Consider the following 22,055-nt stretch of genomic DNA (forward strand, 5'->3'; position numbering starts at 1 on the left):
ACCACACTCCAAACAACCGAAAGGACAAGAAGCCAAGAACACACCCACCGTCGAAAAGAACGACGGGTAAAGCCCGTCGCTTGGGGCAGAAATACCGAAGCCTTCCTACACGGCTCTTGCGTGTTAGGAAGGCTTGGGGGCAGGAAGAGTTATGCAGTCGTGTTGACCGGCTGTGTCTCGTGCTCGTCTGCGTCTTGGTCCTCGTTCATAATGTGTGAGACTCCGTTACCAGCAGCATCCCAGACGGCTTCGTCTTGAATGCCGGCGCGCTTGGCCACGATGGTGGCACACAGTGATTGGCCGGTGACGTTGACGGCGGTGCGTCCCATATCAATGATGGGTTCGATGGCCAGCAAGAGGCCCACGCCGGCGAGCGGAAGACCCAACGTGGAGAGCGTCAGCGTCAGCATGACGGTAGCGCCGGTCGTGCCGGCGGTTGCTGCGGAACCAATGACGGAAACGAAGATGATGAGCAGGTACTGGGTGAAGGAGAGATCAACGCCGTAGAACTGTGCAATGAAGATGGCGGCGATGGCCGGGTAGACGGAGGCGCAGCCGTCCATCTTGGTGGTAGCGCCCAGCGGGATGGCGAAGGAGGCGTATTCTCGGGGCACGCCCATGGCCTTTTCCGTAAAGCGCTGGGTAACTGGCATGACGCCCATGGAGGAGCGGGTGACGAAGCCAAGGGAGAAGACGGGCCAGACTCGCTTGTAGAAGCCAACTACCGGGATCCGGTTGAATGCGAGCACGGCGGGGTAGACCACGAAAATTACGAGTGCAAGGCCCACATACATAGCGAGGACGAACTTGCCCAAGGAGCTAAGCGCATCCCAACCATAGGTGGCCACGGCTTTGCCGATAAGAGCGGCGGTGCCAATCGGGGCAAGGCGGATGATCCACCAGAGGACCACCTGGATGACCTTGAGGAAGGATTCGGTGAAGCGCAGGAAGGGATCGGCGGCTTTGCCAGCCTTGACGGCGGCGATTCCCAGCACGAGGGAAATGACAAGGAGCTGAAGGGCACCGAAGCCGAGGGAGATTTCACCGTCGCTCAGCGAAGCGGTGAGCCCGAAGAAGTTGGCGGGGACAAGTTGCTGGAGGAAAGCGGTCCAGGAGCCGATGTGGGATGGGTCGGCGGCGGTGGAAGCATCGACAGTTGTGCCTACTCCCGGCTTCATTACTAGGGCGACCAGAATGCCGGCAAGCACGGAGAAGAACGCCGTAATGGCAAACCAGACCAGAGTGGAGATCGCCAGCGAGGCTGCATTAGCCACCTTGCGCAGGTTGGCAACCGAGGTAACGACGGCCGCGAAGATGAGCGGCGGGACCATCACCTTGAGCAATTGGACGTACGCGCCGCCGACGCCGGACAGGGTATCGGAGAGCCACTCAGACTCCATGCCGGAAGCGATAAAACCGAGAATGAGGCCGATGATGAGACCGGCGATAACTTGGGCGCCAAAGCCGGTGGCCCAAGAGGGCAGCGTGCGCGAGGATGCACGAGAGGAAGTGTCTGACACGAGATTTTCCTTCTAGACAGTGTTGTATAGAAATGGACCATTTAGTTCGGTACTCTCGTACCGATCGGTTCACTTGAACTTATAACACCGTACGCTGCCCAGAAATTCCCCCGCAAATTATGGGATACGCTTGGTCCATTCATCGTTGAGGAATTTGGTGTCGACGAGGTGGCGGGCGGCGGCGAGGGAGTCGTCGGAAAGCTCGGCGTCGATGGCGCCATAGCGGGTGGCGAACTCGCGCGCCATGGTCTCGATGATCTCCTCGCGGGGCACGCCAGTCTGGCGGCGGAGCGGGTCGACGCGCTTCTTTGCGCTGGCAAGACCCTTGGACGAGACCTTGACCTTGCCGATGCGCAAGACCTCCATCATCTTGTCCGCATCGATGTCATAGCTCATCGTGGTGTGATGCAGTACCGCGCCCTTACGGCGCTTCTGGGCGGCGCCGCCAATCTTGCCGCCGTCCGAGGTGATGTCATTAATCGGCACGTACCATGCATTGACGCCAAGCTTGTTCAGCGCCGCGAGCACCCACTGGTCCAGGTATTCGTAGCTGGCCTCGTAGGAATAGCCGGCCACGAGCGACTCCGGGGCGTACAGGGAATAGGTCACGCAATTGCCACCCTCCATGAACATCGCGCCACCGCCGGAGATTCGGCGCACCGGAACAATGCCGTGCTTGTCGACGCCCTCCTGATCCAGCTCATTGGCATAGGACTGGTAGGAACCGAATACGACGGCACGATCTTCCCATTCCCAAAATCGGAGCGTGGGCCCGCGCTTTCCTTCAGCAACTTCGTTGAGGAGAACCTCGTCAAGTGCGACATTTACGGGCGTGGGGAGAACACCTGGGCGCAGGATCTCCCAGTTGTGGTCGGTGAAATCGGTGCCACCAGACAGCGCGCGCTTAACGGTGACGGCAAGGTGGTGGGTGTCAAAGCCGTGGAGAGCTACGGGTGAATCGATTCGTGCAAGGGCGGCATCGAGGCAGGATTGAATTTCCTCTGTCGAGGTGGCGGTAGTGATGCCGATCAGTGCTGGGGCTAGTGCCTCGTAGGCTTCCTCAGGCTCGAGGAAGAAGTCACCGGAAACCTTCGCGGCAGTGACGGTGTTGTTGGTGTCTAAATCGAGGTCAACGACGAGCAACTTGCCGCCGGGGACCTTGAGTTCAAAGTGTTTATTCGTGCTCATGATGTTCAGGGTACCTAGGGGGGATAAAAGCGCACGTGAGGATATAGACCTTTAATGGAGTTCTGGCGGTGTTGGGGCTATTGGTGTTTTATTAGAATTTCCTGTGGAGGGGGTAAAGGCTTGCGTGGAAAGTGGACACTATTGCGAGAGGTTGGGGACAAAGGTTTTCTGATTGCTCTGTAGGGTGGCGATACTTTGTTGCGTCGCTTCGGATTAGGGGGGGCGAGAAAACAGGTCATTATGATGCATGGATGATTGCGTTATTTAATCGTTATAAGTCGTATGACCTGCGATAAGGGTGTGGAAACTGGTCAATTCGGGGCGCAACGGTGGCGCGTTGTTGATTTGTCCGTATTGTGGAGCGCGGAGCAAGCGAAAAAGCAAATCGCCACCCCTTTAATCTTAAGCTTTGGGGGTGGTGATTGGTTGGGCGTATTTGCTGGCGACAGGTAGACCAATTATAGAAAGGTTTAAAGAACAATGGACAAGAACATCAAGGATCTCTTCGATGCAACCGCATACGACAAGGCCGGCGAGAAGCTTGGCTCCGTCAAGGAGGTCTTCGTCGATGAGCAGACTGGCCAGCCGACCTTCGTTGAGGTCAACCACGGTCTCTTCGGTATGAACTCCAGCCTGGTTCCGCTCCGTGGCCACGACTTCAACGGTGATGACCTCAAGCTGGCCTTCTCCAAGGACCGTATTGAGGATGCTCCGGACTTTGACTCCGATAAGCCGCTGACCCCGGAGGCTCAGTCCGACATCTTTAAGCACTACAACTTGGAGAACGCGCAGGACGTCACCACCTACCGTGACGAGCGTGCTGGTGCCACCGGCGCCGGTGTTGCGGGTGCAGGCGTAGGTGCGCACGCTAAGGACGAGACAGTCACCACTGACCGTGTTGAGACCGACCGCGCCGCTGCTACCGACACGACTGCAGGTGCTACCGCTGACCACAACGTCACCAACAACGATGGCGAGCTCATCCGCTCCGAGGAGCGTCTCGATGTGAATAAGGAGCGCGTTGCTACCGGCGAGGCGCGCCTGCGCAAGTACGTCGTGACTGACACCGAGACCGTTGAGGTTCCGGTCGAGCGCGAAGAGGTTCGCGTCGAGCGCACCCCGATCTCCGAGGCCGACGCAGCTAACTTCACCGGCACCATCGGCGACAACGCCAGCGAAGAGGCTTCTGTCACCCTGCATGAGGAGCGCGTCAGCGTAGAGAAGAAGACCGTGCCAGTTGAGAAGGTCAACCTGTCCAAGGAGGCCGTCCAGGACACCGAGACCCACACCGAAGAGCTGCGCAAGGAACAGATTGATACCGATGGTATCAATGACGTCCGCAAGTAAATCGGGATAAAGATAAGGGCTTGAAGCCTCAGGGCTTCAGGCCCTTTTTGTCGTTGTAGAGGGTGTCTAGCAAATAGACGTAGAAGGAAGTAGATTTGAGGGCATGTCTCGATTTAGTCCACTGAACTGGCCCGTCGTGCGCCAGATCCGGAACAAGGATGCCTTCGGTCGCGATGTGTCTACGCAGTCGGCTAAGAGCGAAGATCTGCGCGGACGCACCGTAGACGCGGACCGCGTGGTGCAATCGGTGTGCCCCTATTGCGCGGTGGGCTGTTCCCAGCGCGTCTATGTCAAGGATGACAAGGTCATCCAAATCGAGGGCGATCCGGACTCCCCAATTTCCCGCGGACGTCTGTGTCCTAAGGGCTCGGCCTCTGAGCAGCTCATTAACTCCTCGACTCGCGTCACCACGATCAAGTACCGAGCACCCTATGCCACCGAATGGCAGGAGCTCGATGAAGAGACCGCGATGAACATGATCGCGGACCGCTTCGTGGAATCGCGCGCAAGGCACTGGGAGGACGTCGATAAGCAGGGGCGTCCCCTTAACCGCACGATGGGTATCGCTGGGCTGGGCGGTGCGACGCTGGATAATGAGGAGAACTACCTCATTAAGAAGCTGTTTACTGCCACCGGCGCCATTCAGGTGGAAAACCAGGCGCGCATATGACACTCCGCCACCGTTCCTAGTCTAGGAACTTCGTTTGGCCGCGGCGGCGCAACCCAACCGCTGCAGGATATGGCGAATGCGGACTGCATCGTCATCGAGGGTTCTAACATGGCGGAATGCCACCCAGTGGGTTTCCAATGGGTCGTTGAAGCCAAGAAGCGCGGCGCGCGGATTATTCACGTTGATCCGCGTTATACGCGTACGTCTGCCTTTGCGAACCGCCACATCGGCATTCGCGGTGGCACGGACGTGGTACTGCTCGGCGCGATTATCAAGTACGTGTTGGATAATGACCTGTATTTCCACGATTATGTGGTGAATTACACGAACGCGGCGTCGATTATTTCGCCGGATTTCCAGGACACCGAGGATTTGGAGGGCTTGTTCTCCGGATACGACGCAGAGAAGGGCAAATATGTCACGGACTCGTGGCAATATGTCCAAAAGCCCGAGGGCTCCTCGTGGAACGTGGAGAAGGACATGACGCTGGAGGACCCGAACACGGTCTTCCAGATTCTCAAGCGCCACTACTCGCGCTACACCCCGGAGATGGTGGAGGAGACCTGCGGTATTTCGCCGGAGGACTTCTACTACTTGGCGGATTCCATTGCGCAGAATTCCAACCCGGAGCGCACGACGTGCTTCGCCTACGCGCTGGGCTTTACCCAGCACACTTTGGGTGCACAGTTCATCCGCACCGCGGCAATCCTGCAGCTGCTCATGGGTAACGTGGGCCGCCCCGGTTCCGGCATCATGGCGCTACGCGGGCATGCTTCGATTCAGGGTTCGACGGATATCCCGACCCTGTTCAACTCGCTTCCGGGCTACCTGCCCATGCCGCATGTGGACCAGGAAACCTGGGCGGATTACCTGGATTCTTTCCGCGCGGCGGACCAGAAGGGCTTCTGGCAATTGGGCGAGAACTACGCGGTCTCGCTCATGAAGTCCTACTGGGGCGATGCTGCTACCAAGGAGAACGACTGGGGCTTTAACCTCATGCCGCGCCTCTCTGGAGCACACTCGACCTATGAGACCTTGCTGGCCATGCTGCGCCATGAGGTAGAGGGCTACTTTGTCTTCGGTCAGAATCCGGCGGTGGCGCAGTCCAACGGTGGTATGCAGCGCCGCGGTCTCGCTTCCCTGAAGTGGCTGGTTGTTCGCGATTTCCAAGAGATTGAGACTGCAAGCTTCTGGAAGGATTCGCCGGAGATTAAGAACGGCGAGCTGAAGACTGAGGACATTGCTACTGAGGTCTTCCTCATGCCGGCAGCTACCCACGTGGAGAAGTCTGGAACCTTTACCCAGACCCAGCGCATGGTCCAGTGGCGTTTCCAAGCGGTTCCGCCACCCGGGCAAGCGCGCAGCGAGGCGTGGTTCTTCTACCAGCTGGGCAAGAAGATTAGGGAGCGCCTCGCGGATTCGACTGATCCGCGCGACCTGCCAATCAAGTCCGTAACTTGGGATTACACCGAAGATGAACACGGCGATCCGAGCTCGGATGAGATTTTGCGGGAGATCAACGGTTACTATCTCGACGGCCCGAAGAAGGGGCAGCTCTTGCCTGCCTTTACAGAAATGCGTACCGATGGCTCCACCTCCGGCGGTTGCTGGATTTACACCGGTGTGTACAAGGACGGCATCAACCATGCCGCGAAGAAGGTTCCGGGTTCGGAGCAAAACGAGGTTGCTCTCGACTGGGGTTGGGTCTGGCCGGCCAATCGCCGCATCTTGTACAACCGTGCTTCCGCAAAGCCGGATGGAACTCCGTGGTCGGAGCGCAAGAAGTACATCTGGTGGGATGAAGAGCAAGGAAAGTGGGTTGGCGATGACGTGCCCGACTTCCCGTTGACGAAGCGCCCGGACTACGTGGCGCCTGTCGACGCCATTGGCCCCGATGCCCTCGATGGCGACGATCCGTTTATCATGCAGGCCGACGGCCTAGGCTGGCTGTTCGCGCCGAAGGGATTGTCTGACGGCCCGCTGCCGACTCACTACGAGCCGCAAGAATCACCGGTACACAATGCGCTGTACAAGCAGCAGCAGTCGCCGACGCGTCTGACAATTAAGCGCGAAGACAACCTCTCCCGCCCGGAGCCGGGGGAGCGCGGTGCTGATGTTTTCCCGTTCGTCTTCTCCACCTATCGCCTGACGGAGATGTATACCTCGGGTGCGATGTCACGCCGCCTGCCTTATTTGGCGGAGCTGCAGCCGGGACTCTTCTGCGAGGTGGACAAGGAGCTGGCCGCCAAGCGTGGATTGGTCAACGGTGAGTGGGCCACCATCGTGTCCCCACGCGGTGTCATCGAGGCACAGGTTCTGGTAACGGACCGCATGGAGATGCTTACTATCAATGGTGAGGACTTCCACCAGATCGGTCTGCCGTATCACTACGGAGAATCGGAGACCACCGAGGTAGCCGGCGATGGCGCCAACGACCTGTTGGGCCTGACCCTGGAACCAAACGTATTCATCCAGAATTCCAAGGTGGGCGCGTGCGATATCCAGCCGGGCCGCCGCCCGCGTGGCGAGGCACGTCTTCAGCTCTTGCACGAGTACCAAGAACGAGCACACCTCACCGTGGACTCCGGCAACCGGATCCTGGATGTTGACGATGCCTTCAGCACTGAGAAAGCAGCTACCGAGGACAACACGGGTGATGATGCGACTGCTGGAAACGTCGCCGACTATGAAGGCAAAGAAAGCTAAGGAGGACCAATGGCTAATCTTTTGACCGAAAAGGCTGATAAGCACGGCTATGAGTCCTATCAGCGCATGGCTTTCTTTACGGATACCTCGATTTGCATTGGCTGCAAGGCCTGCGAGGTGGCGTGTAAAGAGTGGAACCGAAACCCGGTTGAGGGGTACGCGGTCACCGGTGACTCTTATGACAACACTGGTTCGCTGGGCGCCAATACTTGGCGCCACGTGGCCTTCATTGAGCAAAGCAACGAGCGTATTCAACAGGCTCGCGAGGAGGGACGGAAACTTGTTTCGCTAGGCATGCCCAAAGCTTCCGCCCCAAGCATGACCCCGGATACCGATGATTTCCGGTGGTTGATGTCCTCCGACGTGTGCAAGCATTGCACCAACGCTGGATGCTTGGACGTGTGCCCGACAGGCGCGCTGTTCCGTTCCGAATTCGGCACCGTCGTGGTCCAAGATGATGTGTGCAATGGTTGCGGGACATGCGTGGCCGGTTGTCCGTTCGGCGTGATTGAGCGCCGCGATGACGGCGGCGTGACGCTGAAGGCGGATAAAACGGCCACCGTGGACTACCAGGTTCCGGACCACGCGGGCGTAAACGTGTTGGCAAAGCTGAAGCAACTCAAGCCGCAGGGCCCCGACCATACACCGGGACAGGCCATGCCCATTAAGAATCTGGGCGTGGCCCAGAAATGCACCATGTGCTATGACCGCCTGAAAATTGGTGAGCAGCCTGCCTGCGCCAAGACCTGCCCGACGGACTCCATCCAATTCGGCCCCTACGAGGAGATGCTTGCCGCAGCGCGGGAGCGCGTGCGCGTCCTCCACGAGCAAGGGCTGACGGAGGCTCGTCTCTACGGAGCAAACTCGCAAGATGGTGTTGGGGGAACGGGATCAATCTTCTTGTTGCTCGACTCTCCTGAGGTTTATGGGCTGCCGCCGGATCCGCGCGTGCCCACGGCGGATTTGCCGCAGATGTACAAGACCGCAGCGAAAGCTATCGGAGGAATGGCGCTGGCTGTGGCCGGGGCATTCATGTTGGGAGGCCGCAAGTGAGCGAGTTTGATGAGTACCGCCCGCCGCAGGAGCCTAGGCGCAGGCGTGGCGGCGGCAAGAAGCGCCGGCGTGGACGAGTCGGAGCCGGCGCACAGGATGGTTCCAAAGAAGAGCGCATGGCCGAGGACTTCGAGTTCTCCTCGTATTACGGCAAGCCAGTAGTCAAGGCCCCGCCGTGGGAGTGGCCCATCGGCGGCTATTTCTTCCTCGGCGGCGTGGCCGGCGGTTCTGCGATGTTGGCCGCCGGTGCCCAGGCCACTGGGAACGCACCGCTGAAACGCTCGACGCGGTTGACGGCTTTCTCCGCGGCGTCGGTAGGTTCGGTCTTTTTGGTGCTGGACCTCGGCCGCCCAGAGCGCCTGCTCAACATGTTCCGCGTCTTCAAGGTGACCTCGCCGATGTCCATCGGCTCGTGGATCCTGGGCAGCTTCGCTTCCGCCGCGGCCCTGCCCGCGGTCGTGGAAGCGGACGAGCTGGTCGGTGGTGTGCTGCCGGAGCCGCTTCGCCGCCTCCTCAATAAGGCCGCGGGCCCAGCAGGCGCTGTCGCCGGCGTGCTTGGCGGACCGCTGGCGGGTTACACCGCGGTGCTGTTGGCCAACACATCAAACCCGACGTGGAATGACGCGAAGAAGCACCTGCCCTATGTGTTCGTGTCCTCGGCCTCGGCAGCGGCGTCGGGTGCTGTCATGGTCTTTACCCCGGTGGAGAATGCGGGCGCGGCACGAGCGCTCGGTATTACTGCCGCAGCGGCCGATCTGGCCGCGACCCGTGTCATGGAAGCGAACATGGAGCCTGAGCCTCTTCGCCCGCTGCACGAAGGCACGCCCGGGAAACTCATGAAGGCCTCTGAGGCGCTCATCGCCGCGGGTGGGGTGGGAACCGTAATCGCGTCGGCGACAAAGTCGCGCGCGGTGTCGGTGGTATCCGGCGTGGCGCTCATGGCGGGATCCGCGTGCACGCGCTTTGGCGTGCTCAACGCTGGGCTGGAGGCGGTGAAGGATCCGTCGACAAGCATTGGCCCCCAAAAGCGGCGCGCTGAAGCCCGCCGCAGGGCAGAGGGCCTCAGCCATTCGACGGTGACTAGCGGATAGAAATCCGTGCATCGCCCGGCACAGTCCGGCCAATGACTGGGTAGCCGGGAACCTCGCCGATGACGAGGAGTCCACCGGATGTTTGGGCATCGGCGAGGAAAATCAAGTCTTCCTCGCTCAAATCCGTGTCGAGGTGGGGGCGCACCCAATCCAGATTGCGGCGCGAGCCACCCGGGATGAAGCCATCCGCCAAGGCATCCTTGGCACCTTCAATCGCAGGAACAGCTGAGAAGTCCAGCTCTGCGCCTATACCGGAGGCGCGGCACATCTTGTAGAGATGCCCCAGAAGACCAAAGCCGGTGACATCGGTAGCCGCGCGCACGCCGGCCGCCACGGCTGCCGCAGAGGCATCCCGATTAAGCGCGGTCATGGAATCCACCGCGGCTTGGGAAACCTCGCCGGTGGCCTTGTGCTTGTTATTGAGGATGCCCACGCCAATCGGTTTGGTCAGCGTGATGGGAAGCCCTGCTTCGGCGGCGTCGTTGCGCAGGATTTTGTCCGGGTGGACGATACCCGTGGCTGCCAAACCATAGGTGGGTTCCGGTGCGGTGATGGAGTGACCGCCGGTAATGGAGATGCCGGCCTGAGATGCCACGTCCATGCCGCCGCGCAGAACCTCGCGCAAAATGTCGAGACCAAGCACCTCGCGTGGCCAGCCAACCAGGTTGATGGCGGTGATGGGGGTGCCGCCCATGGCGTAGACGTCGGAAAGCGCATTGGCAGCAGCCACGCGGCCCCAGTCATAAGGGTCATTGAGCATCGGCGTGAAGAAATCCGCGGTAGAGATGACCGCCAGGCCGTTGGGGATGCGCACGGCGGAGGCATCGTCGCCGTCGTCAAGCCCGACCAGCACGTTGGGGTCCGCGGTGCCCACGAGGCCCTCCACAGCAGACTCGAGTTCCCCCGGGGGAATCTTGCAAGCACAACCGCCACCGGCGGCAAAGGACGTAAGTTTAATGTCAGTCATAAGTCCTACTTTAGCCCCGTGTAAGGTGAGCAGACGGAGGCGTACGTGTCCTGGTGGGCGCCCCGGTCTTCAAAACCGGTGAGGCCGAGCATCTCGGTCTGGCAGGTTCGATTCCTGTCCGTCTCCGCCATGTGCGCAGCTAGGAGGAACTTTGATGACTGACCCCCGCCGCTTTATCCCGAAGATGGATGAGATCCTCCAGTACCCGGCGGTGCAGGATGCCCACCACCGCCTGGCGCCGCACTCGGTGCGCGGGATCATCGACGCCGTGCTTGCCGACGCCCGCTCCGGCTCCCTCGCCCCCTCCCAGATTGAGGAGGAGCTGGCCACCAGGCTCGATGCTGTGCAGCCATATTCCTTGCGCCACGTCATCAACGCCACTGGCGTCATCATCCACACGAACTTGGGCAGGGCTCCTTTACCGCCGGCAGCGGTAGATGCGCTAGTGTCCGCGGCATCGTATACGGACGTTGAGATGGATCTGGACAACGGCCTGCGCTCACGAGATAGGGGCCGCGCGGCCGTTGATGCGGTATTGGCTGCATGCCCCGGCGCGGAGGATGCGCTGATAGTGAACAACGGTGCCTCCGCGTTATTGTTGGCTACGGCGGCCTTGGCCCCTGGCAAGGAAGTCATCATCTCCCGCGGTGAGCTCATCGAGATTGGCGCGGGATTCCGCTTGCCCGAGCTCATCGAGTCCACGGCCACCCGCTTGCGCGAGGTCGGCGCTACGAACCGCACTCACCTGGCGGACTATGAGCGGGCGATGGGGGAGGACACGGGAGCCATCTTGAAGGTGCATCCCTCCAACTTCCTGATCAGTGGGTTCACTTCTTCGGTATCGGTTGCTGAGCTTCGTGCGCTCACCGACTTGCCGCTCATCGTGGATATCGGTTCGGGGTTGCTTAGACCAGATGACGCGCTGCCGGCAGAACCCTCCGCCAGCGAGGCTCTTCGCGATGGCGCCGACGTTGTCCTCTTTTCAGGGGATAAGCTGCTCGGCGGCCCGCAGGCCGGGGTGCTCGTCGGTGCAAAGGAAGCGATTACTGCGTGCAAGAAACATCCGTTGGCGCGGGCGGTGCGCATCGATAAGCTACGGCTCAACGCGCTCGAGGCCTCTCTGTCCACGCCCTCCAACGCCGTGCAGGACGCGCTCCACATTGATCCGCAGCGCCACCGCGAGCGCACCGAGAAGGTGGCAGCGGCAGTTGGCGGTGAGGTCGTCGAACACGCCGGACGCGTCGGCGGTGGCGGGGCACCCGAGGTGCCGCTACCGGGCTGGGCTGTGGCGCTGCCAGAAGAGCTTGTGCGTCCACTGCGGTTGGGGCAGCCTCCTGTGGTGGCGCGCGTGAATCAGGGGCGCTGCCTGGTGGATGTGCGGTGTGTGCCGGAGGCACAGGATGCCGAGCTCATCGCGGCATTGCGGGCGGTGATCTAGGTGTATGTAGTGGCCACTGCGGGGCACGTGGATCACGGCAAGTCGAGCCTGGTCAAGGCGCTGACGGGGATGGAACCGGACCGCTGGGAGGAAGAAAAGCGGCGCGGATTGACCATTGACTTGGGATTTGTGTGGACGAGGCTGGGCTCCGGCGCGGACGTCGCATTTGTCGATGTGCCGGGGCACGAGAAGTTCTTGGGCAACATGCTGGCCGGGGTGGGGCCGGCATCGGTGGTTCTCTTTGTGGTGGCGGCCGATGAAGGCTGGCAGGCGCAGTCCACCGATCACCGCGATGCTCTGCGCGCTTTGGGAATTGAGCACGGCGTGGTGGCGCTGACTCGTGCTGATAGGGCTGATACTGCCCGCCGGGTAGAGGTCGCCGTACAGGTCAAGGCAGAACTGGCTGGAACAGCGCTTGCCGACGCCCCCATTGTCTACGTTTCCGCAAAGACCGGCGAAGGCGTGGAGAAGCTGCGTGCCGAATTGGATAGCGTGCTTGCTGCTATGCCCGCGCCGGATCCGCAGGCGCGCGTGCGATTGTGGGTGGATCGCGCCTTCAGCGTGAAGGGCGCTGGAACCGTGGTGACGGGAACGTTGGCGGCCGGGACGGTTTCGGTTGGCGATGACCTTGAGCTCAGTGGGCAACGCGCCACGGTGCGTGGGGTGCACAGTGAGAACAGGGCAGTGGACAGCGCTGCACCCGTCACGCGCGTAGCGCTCAACCTGCGCGGGGTGGCCGCGGACCAGGTTCATCGCGGAGATGCTTTGCTTAGCCCTGGGTGCTGGCGTGTGCTCGACACCGTGGATGTGCGGCGAACGTTCTGTACTAACATGAGCGAGCTTCCACAGAACCTCGTGGTGCACATCGGCACCGCGGGAGTGGGAGCGCGGCTGCGGCCTTTAGGAGGTGAGTTCGCGCGGTTGACTCTGGAAAGCCCGCTACCGCTTACTTTGCTCGATAGGTTTGTGGTGCGCAGTCCGGGCGGGCGGCACGTCGTGGCCGGTTTTGAGGTGGTGGATGTACACCCAGCTGAATTGAATAGGCGCGGCGATGCCAAGAAGCGCGCTGTTGAGCTAGAAACTTTAGAAGCAACGAACCCGGCCCAATGGCTCAAGCGCTGTGGCTACGCGGAGCTGCATGGTCTTGTGCGCGATGGCTTTTCGGTGACAGAGAAGCCAGCGGGAGTCATTGAGTTCCGCGACTGGTGGATCGCCGCCAGCCAGGTCACTGCGTGGAAAAGGTCTTTGATTCAGACTGTGGAAGCCCACGCCAAGGCGAATCCGCTCTCTCCGGGGCTGACGAAGGCAGCGGCCATGGATGCACTGGGACTGACCGAGCCGGCCTTGTTAGGCCTAGCGGTAGCAGCTGCCAAGCTCGAGACAGTTGATGGCGTGCTGCGCATGCCCGGGCAGACAGTCGACCTTGGCCCCGCGGAGAGGGGAGTGGCGGAGCTCGAGCGGCGACTGCGCGAGGACCCCTTTGCTGCCCCGGAAGCGGAAGACCTCAAAGAGCTGGGCTTGGGCCCGAAAGAGCTGGCCGCTGCCGAACGCGCTGGGCGCCTGCTCCGGCTGGCTAACGGTGTGGTGCTTCTGCCTTCAGCTCCGCGCGAGGCACTCGCCGTGGTCTCACAGTTGGAACAGCCCTTCACCCTCTCGGAGGCGCGCAAGGCACTTGGAACGACGCGCCGGGTTGCCATCCCGGTGCTGGAGCACCTCGACGCTACGGGTGCGACGCGCCTAGTCGACGGAAAGCGATTCGTGCGCGCGGCAGGGGCAAAGGAACCAAAGTAAAGGCACCATTTGGGGCCGGTTTTCGGGGAAACCCCAGTTCAGTGTATTAGGTTAAGCGCATAAGGTGCCAGTTAAAAGGTGTCTTTGGGGGACGTGAAGGCGCGTGGACCGGCCGGCAGCGGTGAGGTAAGGGGATCGGCCGGGGCAGTGAACTCCCAATCGGCATTGGGGTTGAGCACTGGCGGGATGGCAGGCTTGTTCGGGTCGATCGGCAACGGCGGGACTGCGGGGGCGAAGAGCGCTTCGGGGTCTATTGGAAAGTCCACTGCGATGCGGCCCGCGCCAGCATAAGCACGGGCGGCAAGGGAGGCACTGGTTTGTGTGGCGGCCGCGAACGCGGCGGCCAACGCTGGGGCATCGGAGAGCTCCGCGCACGGTCCGAGGACGAGGTTGTCGTGGGTGGCGAGGACGGTGTCGTCGAGAAGCACGAGCGTCACGAAGAACTGTTCCGTACCCATCGTGCGGAGCTGATATGCGGTGAGCTCGCCTTCCGCGACGCGAACAAGAGCGCCCTGCCCGCCACTGAGCAGCGCGGTACCCGCAGGCTGGTTGTTGGCGGGAACCATCCACGGGTCGAGCCCCAAAGCGAGGGCGATCTCCACCTCGCCGTCGACAATGTCGACGGTGGCATGCGTCGCCGGGTTCATCGCCGCCGTGCGCAGTCGATTTAGGGCGGGATACTCTGCGGACTCCGCACCATCGAGTGAACCCAAGAATCCGAAATCTGAATGTACGCGCCAGCCCCCGGTGGTGGGGTCGGGGAGCAAGGAAACGTCGACGAGCGCAGGCTCCTGCGCCAACCCAGGGATGCTCAACGCGGTGGAGAAGTTCACGTGCTCAAGAACCGCGACGTGCTCGACACCAAAATAAGAAGGAGCTAGCGGATACAGCGCCATAGTTGCGGCAGTCACCTCGTGGGTCAGATGGGAATCGACGGACTTGTCTCAAGCTTACGCAGGAGCCGGATCTCCGATACGGTCGATAGAAGACTTAAACAACAACATATCGAATAAGGAGTGAAGACCCATCACGGCTGATTCTCGTAGTTCGGTGAACAATACCGATCAGAGCAAGAAGCGTACGCGCGAGGCTAAGCGGATTCTTAAAGATATTATCTATCCGCACAACATCCATCCGGCCTTGGTTCCGGGCGTGTCCATCGAAGACCAAAAGGTGAAGTATGGGGTGGACAAACCCATTTTGATCGTCGTGGGCGGACTCATTGTGGCATTCGTTGCCTGGGGTGTCATCGCGCCCGAGCAGGTTTTCACTGCCTCCTCCGCGGCCTTGGATTGGGTCATGCGCAACCTGGGATGGATCTTTACCACGCTGGCAACATTCCTTATGTTCTTGCTCCTCATCCTCGCTTTTTCCAAATACGGAAAAATTCCCTTGGGCGTGGATGGAGAGAAGCCGGAGTTCTCTACTGTGAGCTGGGCAGCGATGCTCTTTGGAGCCGGCATCGGCATCGGAATTATCTTCTTCGGCCCCTTTGAGCCGCTGAGCTACTACCTGTCACCCCGGCCCGGCGCTTATGAGGCCGCCAGCGATGAAGCCGTCATGGGTGCGATGGCTCAAGCAGCGATGCACTGGGGAATCAATGCGTGGGCAATCTATGCCATCGTCGGACTGTGTGTGGCCTACGTGTCCTACCGCCGCGGGCGGGTGCCGTTGATGAGCTCGATCCTTATGCCGCTTTTTGGCAACCGTGAGACGGACTCCATACCCGCGCGCATCATCGACGGGCTAGCGATCATCGCCACGCTCTTCGGCACCGCGGCAACACTTGGTATTGGAGCCTTGCAGATCGGCCGCGGCGTGGAAATCGTCAGCGGCTGGTCTACGACGGGTAACACAGCGGCGCTGGTCATCATCATAGTGCTGTCCATTGGCACGATCTTCTCCGCGGTCTCGGGTGTATCGAAGGGAATCCGCTGGCTGTCCAACATCAACCTTGTCTTGGCGCTCGGGCTCGCGGTCTTCTTCTTTGTCGTGGGGCCCACCGCCTTCCTGGCCAACATGCTGCCCGCCGTCATCATTGAGTACCTCGATGAGATGCCGAGCATGCTCTCCGCCAACATGGGGCAAGGCGAGGAGATGGTTGAATTCCTGTCCTCCTGGACCACGTTCTACTGGGCCTGGTGGGTGTCCTGGGCGCCCTTCGTTGGTGTGTTCGTGGCCAAGATCTCGCGCGGACGTACCATCCGCCAGTACATCTTGGGCGTCTTGCTCATTCCTTCCGCCATCATCGTGTGTGCTTTTACCATCCTGGGCGGAACGACAATTTGGCTGCAGCGTCGCGACGGAGATATTGCTCCCGATGGAACGATTGATTCCATGCCGCCTGCAGAAGACATCTTCTTCACCGTTCTGGACCACCTACCGGGATCGCAGATCATGGCGCCGCTCGTGCTCGTCATGCTCATCGTCTTCTTCATCACCACGGCGGATTCCGCGTCCATCGTGAACTCACAGCTCACGCAACGCGGCAACCCTAAACCGAAGCCCGGGGTCACTATCTTCTGGGTCATGTGTATGGCGGGAATCGCCGTAGTGATTCTTCTCGCGGGCGGCCGTAATGCGCTCCAGGGCCTCCAGAACCTCATTACCGTGACTGCATTGCCTTTCGCGGTCATCATTGTGCTCATGTGTATCGCGTTGATTCGGGAGTTGCGTCACGACCCCGCCGCGATCCGTACGTTCTATGAAGAACAAGCAGTGTCCAATGCCATCATCCACGGCGTGCGAGACCACGGCGATAACTTTGCGTTGGCCATTGAGCCCACAACGGATGATTCCGCCTATGCCACTGGCGCAGACTTTGATTCCACCGCGGTTGAAGTCACCGAATGGTATGCGCGCACGGATGAAGACGGACACGCCGTGGGCTATGACTATGAGACCGGCGAATACACTGACGACGACCCGACAGTCAAGGACGGCGAGTCACTTGCGCTACCGCCAGAGGACAGCACCGACAAGCTATAGTTTCCCACTATGGATCTAGCCACCGTCGCCTTCGCATTCGGCCTCGTGCTGTTGTCTGGCTTGTCGACGTCCATCGGTGCCGCCCTGGCCGTCGGCAAGCGTGAGCCCGGGCCGAAGTTTATGGCCGCCGCCCTGGGGTTGTCTGCGGGCGTGATGCTTTACGTCTCCTTTATGGAGATCCTGCCGCAGGCCCTAGAGAAGCTGGAAAGCACCCTTGGGGGAGAGGCCACTGCCACGTGGACGATGATGGCGGCGTTCTTCGCCGGCATTGCGGTCATCGCCATTATCGACCGCCTCGTTCCCGAGGAGATTAACCCGCACGAGCCGGCCACTACAGAGGAAGAAGCACGCCGCAAGAGGCTGATGAAGACCGGCATGTTCACCGCCTTCGCGCTGGCCATCCACAACTTCCCCGAGGGATTTGCCACATTTCTTTCGGGCCTCGAAGCTCCCGAGATTGCGATCCCCGTTGCCGTGGCCATCGCCATCCACAACATCCCCGAGGGCATTGCGGTGGCGGTGCCCCTGCGAAGTGCAACGGGCTCCCGCAAGAAAGCCTTCTGGTGGGCCACTCTGTCGGGGCTGGCTGAGCCCCTCGGCGCGCTCATTGGCTTCGCGCTGCTGATGCCGTTTATCGGGCCGATGACTTTCGGCATCAGCTTCGCCGTCATCGCCGGCATCATGGTGTTCATCTCCCTCGATGAGCTTTTGCCCACGGCGGAGGAGACCGGCGAACACCACTGCGCCATCTACGGTCTCATCGCCGGTATGGCGGTCATGGCGGTCTCGCTCGCGATGTTTATTTAACGCGCTCCGCAGTGGCCTTGACCGCCATGATGATGGTGACGATGACGGCGCCCAGAATAAAACCGCACAACATGGACAAGCCGGTGTCCGCCAACCAGGCGAGTGCGCCGTTGCTGATGCTCTCGGTCACGTGGTGGATGAAGCCATAGGGCTGCTCGGCGCCGAATTCGCTCAGGCCCTTGACTACGATGTGGCCGCCGACCCACAGCATGGCGGCGGTGCCGATGATGCCGATGATCTTGAGAACGATGGGCATGCCCTTTACCAGGGCGGTACCCACGGCCGAATCTCCGTCGTGCCGCTTGAGCAGGGCCACGCCGATGTCATCCATTTTGACTAGCAGTCCAACGGCGCCGTAGACGCCCAAGGTGAGGAGGACACCAACGGTGACCAAGGCGCCCAGGCGCAGCCAGAATGGTTGGTCGATGACCTCGTTGAGGGAGATCACCATGATCTCAGCGGAGAGGATGAGGTCCGTGGTGATAGCGGCCTTGACCAGGGAGTCCTCGGCATCGGGGCCCTTTTCTTCCACTGTCTGCTGTTCCTCCTCGCCGCGGTGGAGGACAGCGTGGAAAATCTTCTCTGTGCCCTCGAAGCACAGGTAGGTACCGCCGCACATGAGGATCGGGGTGAGCGCCCAAGGAGCGATCCAGGACAGGATCAGGGCAATAGGCAGGATGATGACGAGCTTGTTGATGAGCGAGCCCTTGGTAATCCGCCAAATCATCGGTAGCTCACGCTGCGGTTTGACGCCTTGGACGTATTGGGGCGTGACAGCGGCGTCATCGACGACGACTCCCGCTGCTTTCACCGAGGTCTTTCCGGCCAATGCTGCTACGTCGTCGACGCTGGAGGCAGCGGAGCGGGCGATCAGGGCGACGTCATCAAGCAGGGCAAAAAGGCCACCGGCCATGGCTCACTTCCTTGTGGTGTAGGGGTAAGTGTTTACCCTAGGTTACTCGGCAGGAACGAGCTCCACATTTTCTGCCCAGGTAAGTTCCATGCCCAGCGTGCGCAGCCAGCTCATGGCGTCATCGCCGTAGCGCGTGATGCCCTCGACGGCGGTAAGCGTGCGCTCCATGGCGCGCTCGGCCTCCTCGGCGCTGATGAGGCCGTTGGAGGTGGCGGCGGCTAGCTCGTCGATGTCGAGCACATCAACCGGCTCGCCGGAGGTGGAGACCAAGTCGACATAAAGATCGCGGGTAGTCCACACATCACCGTCGACGTCGATATCAGCGACGTCAATGTAGAAATCTTGGTGGACATCCACGCCCTCGCGGAAGTGGAAGATATTGGCGCGCAGGCCCAGCTCCGGCAGCAACCAGGATTCAAGGTAGCCGAAGCGCGGGTGGTTGGCGCCGCGGGCCATGTAAAGGCCAAAGTCGGTGACCCGGTAGGTGTCTACCTCCCGCTGAAAACCTTTCGGGTCGACATTGATGTTGTCGGTGGTGTTAAAGGTTTCTTGCTTGACTGGGTGCAGGTCAGTGCTCATTAGTTCACCTCGAGGTAAGCCGCGGTAGGTGGGAAAGAACACGAGGATTCAGCAGTGTTGACCGCGCCAGAGAGGACCGCCACGACGGTGCCCTTGCCCGTTGCTGCGCGGCCCGAGACCGTGGTCGGCCCATCGGCGTTGATGCCGTTGTTGAACAGGGGAGTGGTGCCGAACTGGAAGGTATCCAGGTTGAACCACTGGACGCTCATGGCACCCTGCTGCTCAGCGGCGGTGGGGGTGCCCAGCGCGGTGAAGAGGAAGACGGTTTCTCCTTCGCCTGCGCCTGGGGCCGGCATATCGGTCGGGCCAGGCACGGCGATGGCGGAGCCCACCGAATCGCCCTGCCCGCCGATGCACTGCGCGGAGACCGTAGGCCAGTAGAACTGGCGGAAGCCGGGGTTGTTTCCCTTCGGCATGGCCACACCGCCTTCGCCGCCGTCACCGGCGGAGAAGTTAAGGGCGGTGAGGATGGCGCTGCGGGCCTCCTGTGGGATCCATGGCTGTGCCGCGAAAGCGCGAACACGCTCCTGCGTCTCCGGGGTGGGGCGGCCGAGGCTGTCCAGCGGGTTACTGCTCTGTGGAATGTTCACCAGCGAGGAGAGATCGGGGGCGCCGGCATGTGCTGGCGTGATGCTGAGGAAGCCCATCATCACGGCAGCAGTTAGTCCGGCGACGCCACGGCGGGCGGAGCGGGAAGAGCGCTGTTCGGAAAGGGCCATGGAAAATCCTTGTGTTTGGGTAGGGGAACGTGGCGGCAGGAAACCAAATCACATGCGTCACAATAGTATCTGCTGCCACAATATTCACTTTTTTGGCGTAGTCAACTCTAAATAGAGACCTACTGTGCGGTATGTCGGCTGTTGATATCGTTTCGTTACATCGCGCGCTAAAGCGCGCGATACGCACGATGCTGCACATGAAAGAGCTAGAGAGTATATTTAAGGGCCGTTCATACCGCTAACGCATCATGCTTTAAAGGAGCACCCCACACGTGAGTAATACTGAGTTCCGTAACGTAGCCATCGTCGCACACGTTGACCACGGTAAAACCACCCTCGTCAACGGAATGCTGGAGCAGTCCGGCGCTTTCGGCGACCATGGCGAACACTCGGACCGCGTCATGGACTCCAATGATCAGGAGCGCGAGCGCGGCATCACCATTCTGGCGAAGAATACCGCCATTCACCGCAAGGGCCTGGGCAAGGACGGCGGGGACCTCATCATCAACGTCATCGACACCCCGGGCCACGCCGACTTCGGCGGCGAGGTCGAGCGCGGCATCTCCATGGTGGACGGCGTTGTGCTGCTTGTCGATGCCTCCGAAGGCCCCCTCCCGCAGACCCGCTTCGTGCTCACCAAGGCACTGGAAGCGAAGCTGCCGGTCATCATCTGCGTGAATAAGACCGACCGCCCCGACGCCCGTATCGACGAGGTCGTCACCGAAGCGCAGGATCTTCTGCTGGAAATCGCTGCCGGCCTCGAAGATGAGGAAGCAGCCGCTGCCGCCGAGGAACTCTTGGACCTGCCGGTTCTCTACGCTTCCGGCCGCGAGGGCAAGGCCTCGACCGAAAACCCGGGTGACGGCAATGTTCCTAACGCCGACGACCTGCAGGCGCTTTTCGACGTCATCTACGAAGTCCTCCCTGAGCCCTCCGCCAAGGTCGACGCCCCGCTGCAGGCCCACGTGACCAACCTGGACTCCGACGACTTCCTGGGTCGTATCGCACTGCTGCGCATCTACTCCGGCACCATCAAGAAGGGCCAGCAGGTGGCCTGGATGCACTACGACGACGAGGGCGAGATGCACGTCAAGCAGGTCAAGGTGGCCGAGCTGCTGCGCACCGTCGGCTTCGAGCGTCAGCCGGACACCGAGGCCATCGCCGGCGACATCGTGGCCATCTCCGGTATCTCCGACATCATGATCGGTGACACCATCGCCGACGTCGAGGATCCGAAGCCGCTGCCGCGCATTAAGGTCGACGAGCCGGCCATCTCCATGACCATCGGCGTGAACACCTCCCCGATGGCAGGCCAGGGCGGCGGCGACAAGCTGACCGCCCGCATGGTCAAGGCCCGCTTGGACCAGGAGCTCATCGGTAACGTCTCCATCAAGGTGCTGCCGACTGAGCGTCCCGATGCATGGGAGGTACAGGGCCGCGGCGAGATGGCACTGTCCGTGCTCATCGAGAACATGCGCCGCGAGGGCTTCGAGCTGACCGTCGGCAAGCCGCAGGTGGTCACCCAGGTCATCGACGGCAAGACCATGGAGCCCTACGAGATGCTCACCATCGACTCCCCATCGGAATTCCAGGGTGCTATCACCCAGCTGCTGGCCTCCCGCAAGGGCCAGATGCAGTCCATGGACGTCCGCGAGGGCGACTGGGTCCGCATGGTCTTCCGCGTCCCAGCGCGCGGCCTGATCGGCTTCCGCACCCAGTTCCTGACGGAGACCCGCGGTTCCGGTATCGCTAACTCCATCTCCGATGGTCTCGACGTGTGGGCCGGAGACATCAAGGCTCGCCCGACCGGCTCGCTCGTGGCCGACCGTTCCGGCCAGATCACCGCTTATGCTCTGCAGCAGCTGGCGGACCGCGGTGACTTCTTCGTGGAGCCGGGCATGGAGGCCTATGAGGGCATGGTCGTCGGCGCCAACAACCGTGATGAGGATATGGACATCAACATCACCAAGGAAAAGAAGCTGACCAACATGCGCTCCGCCACCGCCGACGCCACTGTCACGCTGGCTAAGGCCAAGACCCTGTCCCTCGACGAGGCACTGGAGTTCTGTGGCACCGATGAGTGCGTCGAGGTGGGCCCGAAGGTCCTGCGCGTGCGCAAGGTTGAACTGTCTGCCACCGACCGCAAGCGCGCGGCCGCACGCGCTAAGCAGCTCAACAAGTAGGCCGCTGTGGGCGTCGCCAAGCGGCGCCCCACCGCTAGGACCACCTGCCCCGGGGTATTAAAATAGCGCGGAAGAGTTTTCCGGACGTAAAGGTT

16 protein-coding genes and 1 tRNA gene are annotated in these 22,055 nt (G+C 61.1%); 10 read left to right on the plus strand and 7 right to left on the minus strand.

The window, feature by feature from the left end; all coding sequences use genetic code 11:
* Nucleotides 1–149: 149 nt before the first annotated feature.
* Together HMPREF2792_RS01565 and HMPREF2792_RS01570 are read right to left on the minus strand one after the other, a co-directional pair.
* The gene (locus tag HMPREF2792_RS01565; RefSeq protein ID WP_070530344.1) at nt 150–1,520 is read right to left on the minus strand and encodes a dicarboxylate/amino acid:cation symporter; all 1,371 of its coding nucleotides are present in this window, start codon (nt 1,518–1,520) and stop codon (nt 150–152) included.
* A gap of 117 nt (nt 1,521–1,637) precedes the next feature.
* On the minus strand, nt 1,638–2,708 hold the full coding sequence (locus tag HMPREF2792_RS01570) for a lipoate--protein ligase family protein (protein WP_070530347.1): 1,071 nt from the start codon (nt 2,706–2,708) through the stop codon (nt 1,638–1,640).
* Nucleotides 2,709–3,188: 480 nt separating this feature from the next.
* Here HMPREF2792_RS01570 and HMPREF2792_RS01575 point away from each other — a divergent pair, with 480 nt between their 5' ends.
* From HMPREF2792_RS01575 to nrfD, 4 genes are all read left to right on the plus strand, one after another.
* Nucleotides 3,189–4,055 carry a PRC and DUF2382 domain-containing protein gene (locus HMPREF2792_RS01575; RefSeq protein WP_070530355.1) on the plus strand — a complete coding sequence of 289 codons (867 nt, stop codon included), beginning with the start codon at nt 3,189–3,191 and terminating at the stop codon, nt 4,053–4,055.
* Between the two features lie 103 nt (nt 4,056–4,158).
* Entirely contained in the window at nt 4,159–7,431 is a 3,273-nt protein-coding gene (gene fdnG, locus HMPREF2792_RS01585; RefSeq protein WP_232748427.1) for a formate dehydrogenase-N subunit alpha, read from the plus strand.
* Between the two features lie 9 nt (nt 7,432–7,440).
* On the plus strand, nt 7,441–8,484 hold the full coding sequence (locus HMPREF2792_RS01590) for a 4Fe-4S dicluster domain-containing protein (protein ID WP_070524873.1): 1,044 nt from the start codon (nt 7,441–7,443) through the stop codon (nt 8,482–8,484).
* Nucleotides 8,481–9,575, plus strand: coding sequence for an NrfD/PsrC family molybdoenzyme membrane anchor subunit (gene nrfD / locus HMPREF2792_RS01595; protein ID WP_070524875.1), 1,095 nt, complete (start codon nt 8,481–8,483; stop codon nt 9,573–9,575). The genes HMPREF2792_RS01590 and nrfD overlap by 4 nt, the downstream gene beginning before the upstream one ends.
* Here nrfD and selD read toward each other — a convergent pair.
* Nucleotides 9,565–10,542 carry a selenide, water dikinase SelD gene (gene selD, locus HMPREF2792_RS01600; RefSeq protein WP_070530357.1) on the minus strand — a complete coding sequence of 326 codons (978 nt, stop codon included), beginning with the start codon at nt 10,540–10,542 and terminating at the stop codon, nt 9,565–9,567. The two genes, nrfD and selD, sit on opposite strands and share 11 nt — an antisense overlap.
* Nucleotides 10,543–10,577: 35 nt before the next feature.
* Between selD and HMPREF2792_RS01605 the strand changes: the two genes are divergently transcribed.
* From HMPREF2792_RS01605 to selB, 3 genes are all read left to right on the plus strand, one after another.
* A tRNA-Sec gene (locus tag HMPREF2792_RS01605) sits at nt 10,578–10,672 on the plus strand.
* Nucleotides 10,673–10,696: 24 nt separating this feature from the next.
* Nucleotides 10,697–11,980 carry an L-seryl-tRNA(Sec) selenium transferase gene (gene selA, locus HMPREF2792_RS01610; RefSeq protein WP_198530279.1) on the plus strand — a complete coding sequence of 428 codons (1,284 nt, stop codon included), beginning with the start codon at nt 10,697–10,699 and terminating at the stop codon, nt 11,978–11,980.
* Entirely contained in the window at nt 11,981–13,771 is a 1,791-nt protein-coding gene (gene selB / locus HMPREF2792_RS01615; RefSeq protein ID WP_070530360.1) for a selenocysteine-specific translation elongation factor, read from the plus strand.
* Nucleotides 13,772–13,842: 71 nt separating this feature from the next.
* On the opposite strand, the gene HMPREF2792_RS01620 is transcribed toward selB, so the two are convergent.
* Nucleotides 13,843–14,667 (minus strand): hypothetical protein, encoded by an 825-nt coding sequence (locus HMPREF2792_RS01620; protein WP_070530361.1) that lies wholly within the window; start codon nt 14,665–14,667, stop codon nt 13,843–13,845.
* 154 nt (nt 14,668–14,821) lie between these two features.
* Between HMPREF2792_RS01620 and HMPREF2792_RS01625 the strand changes: the two genes are divergently transcribed.
* A complete protein-coding gene (locus HMPREF2792_RS01625) occupies nt 14,822–16,759 on the plus strand; it encodes a BCCT family transporter (protein ID WP_070530362.1) in 1,938 nt (645 codons plus the stop codon).
* Between the two features lie 9 nt (nt 16,760–16,768).
* On the plus strand, nt 16,769–17,566 hold the full coding sequence (gene zupT, locus HMPREF2792_RS01630; RefSeq protein WP_070530364.1) for a zinc transporter ZupT: 798 nt from the start codon (nt 16,769–16,771) through the stop codon (nt 17,564–17,566).
* On the opposite strand, the gene HMPREF2792_RS01635 is transcribed toward zupT, so the two are convergent.
* The 3 genes from HMPREF2792_RS01635 to HMPREF2792_RS01645 are packed head-to-tail and all read right to left on the minus strand — an operon-like array spanning nt 17,559 to nt 19,777.
* Nucleotides 17,559–18,479: a DUF808 domain-containing protein gene (locus tag HMPREF2792_RS01635; RefSeq protein ID WP_070530367.1), complete on the minus strand. Its 921-nt coding sequence runs from the start codon at nt 18,477–18,479 to the stop codon at nt 17,559–17,561. The genes zupT and HMPREF2792_RS01635 overlap by 8 nt on opposite strands.
* Nucleotides 18,480–18,521: 42 nt before the next feature.
* The gene (locus HMPREF2792_RS01640) at nt 18,522–19,058 is read right to left on the minus strand and encodes a ribonuclease FAU-1 family protein (RefSeq protein ID WP_070530369.1); all 537 of its coding nucleotides are present in this window, start codon (nt 19,056–19,058) and stop codon (nt 18,522–18,524) included.
* Complete coding sequence (locus HMPREF2792_RS01645) at nt 19,058–19,777, minus strand: Rv1157c family protein (RefSeq protein WP_070530371.1); 720 nt, start codon at nt 19,775–19,777, stop codon at nt 19,058–19,060. The genes HMPREF2792_RS01640 and HMPREF2792_RS01645 overlap by 1 nt, the downstream gene beginning before the upstream one ends.
* A 272-nt stretch (nt 19,778–20,049) precedes the next feature.
* Between HMPREF2792_RS01645 and typA the strand changes: the two genes are divergently transcribed.
* Nucleotides 20,050–21,960 carry a translational GTPase TypA gene (typA, locus tag HMPREF2792_RS01650; RefSeq protein ID WP_070524897.1) on the plus strand — a complete coding sequence of 637 codons (1,911 nt, stop codon included), beginning with the start codon at nt 20,050–20,052 and terminating at the stop codon, nt 21,958–21,960.
* Nucleotides 21,961–22,055 lie beyond the last annotated feature (95 nt).

It is taken from the genome of Corynebacterium sp. HMSC068H04 (genome assembly GCF_001811255.1).
Taxonomy (GTDB): domain Bacteria; phylum Actinomycetota; class Actinomycetes; order Mycobacteriales; family Mycobacteriaceae; genus Corynebacterium; species Corynebacterium hesseae.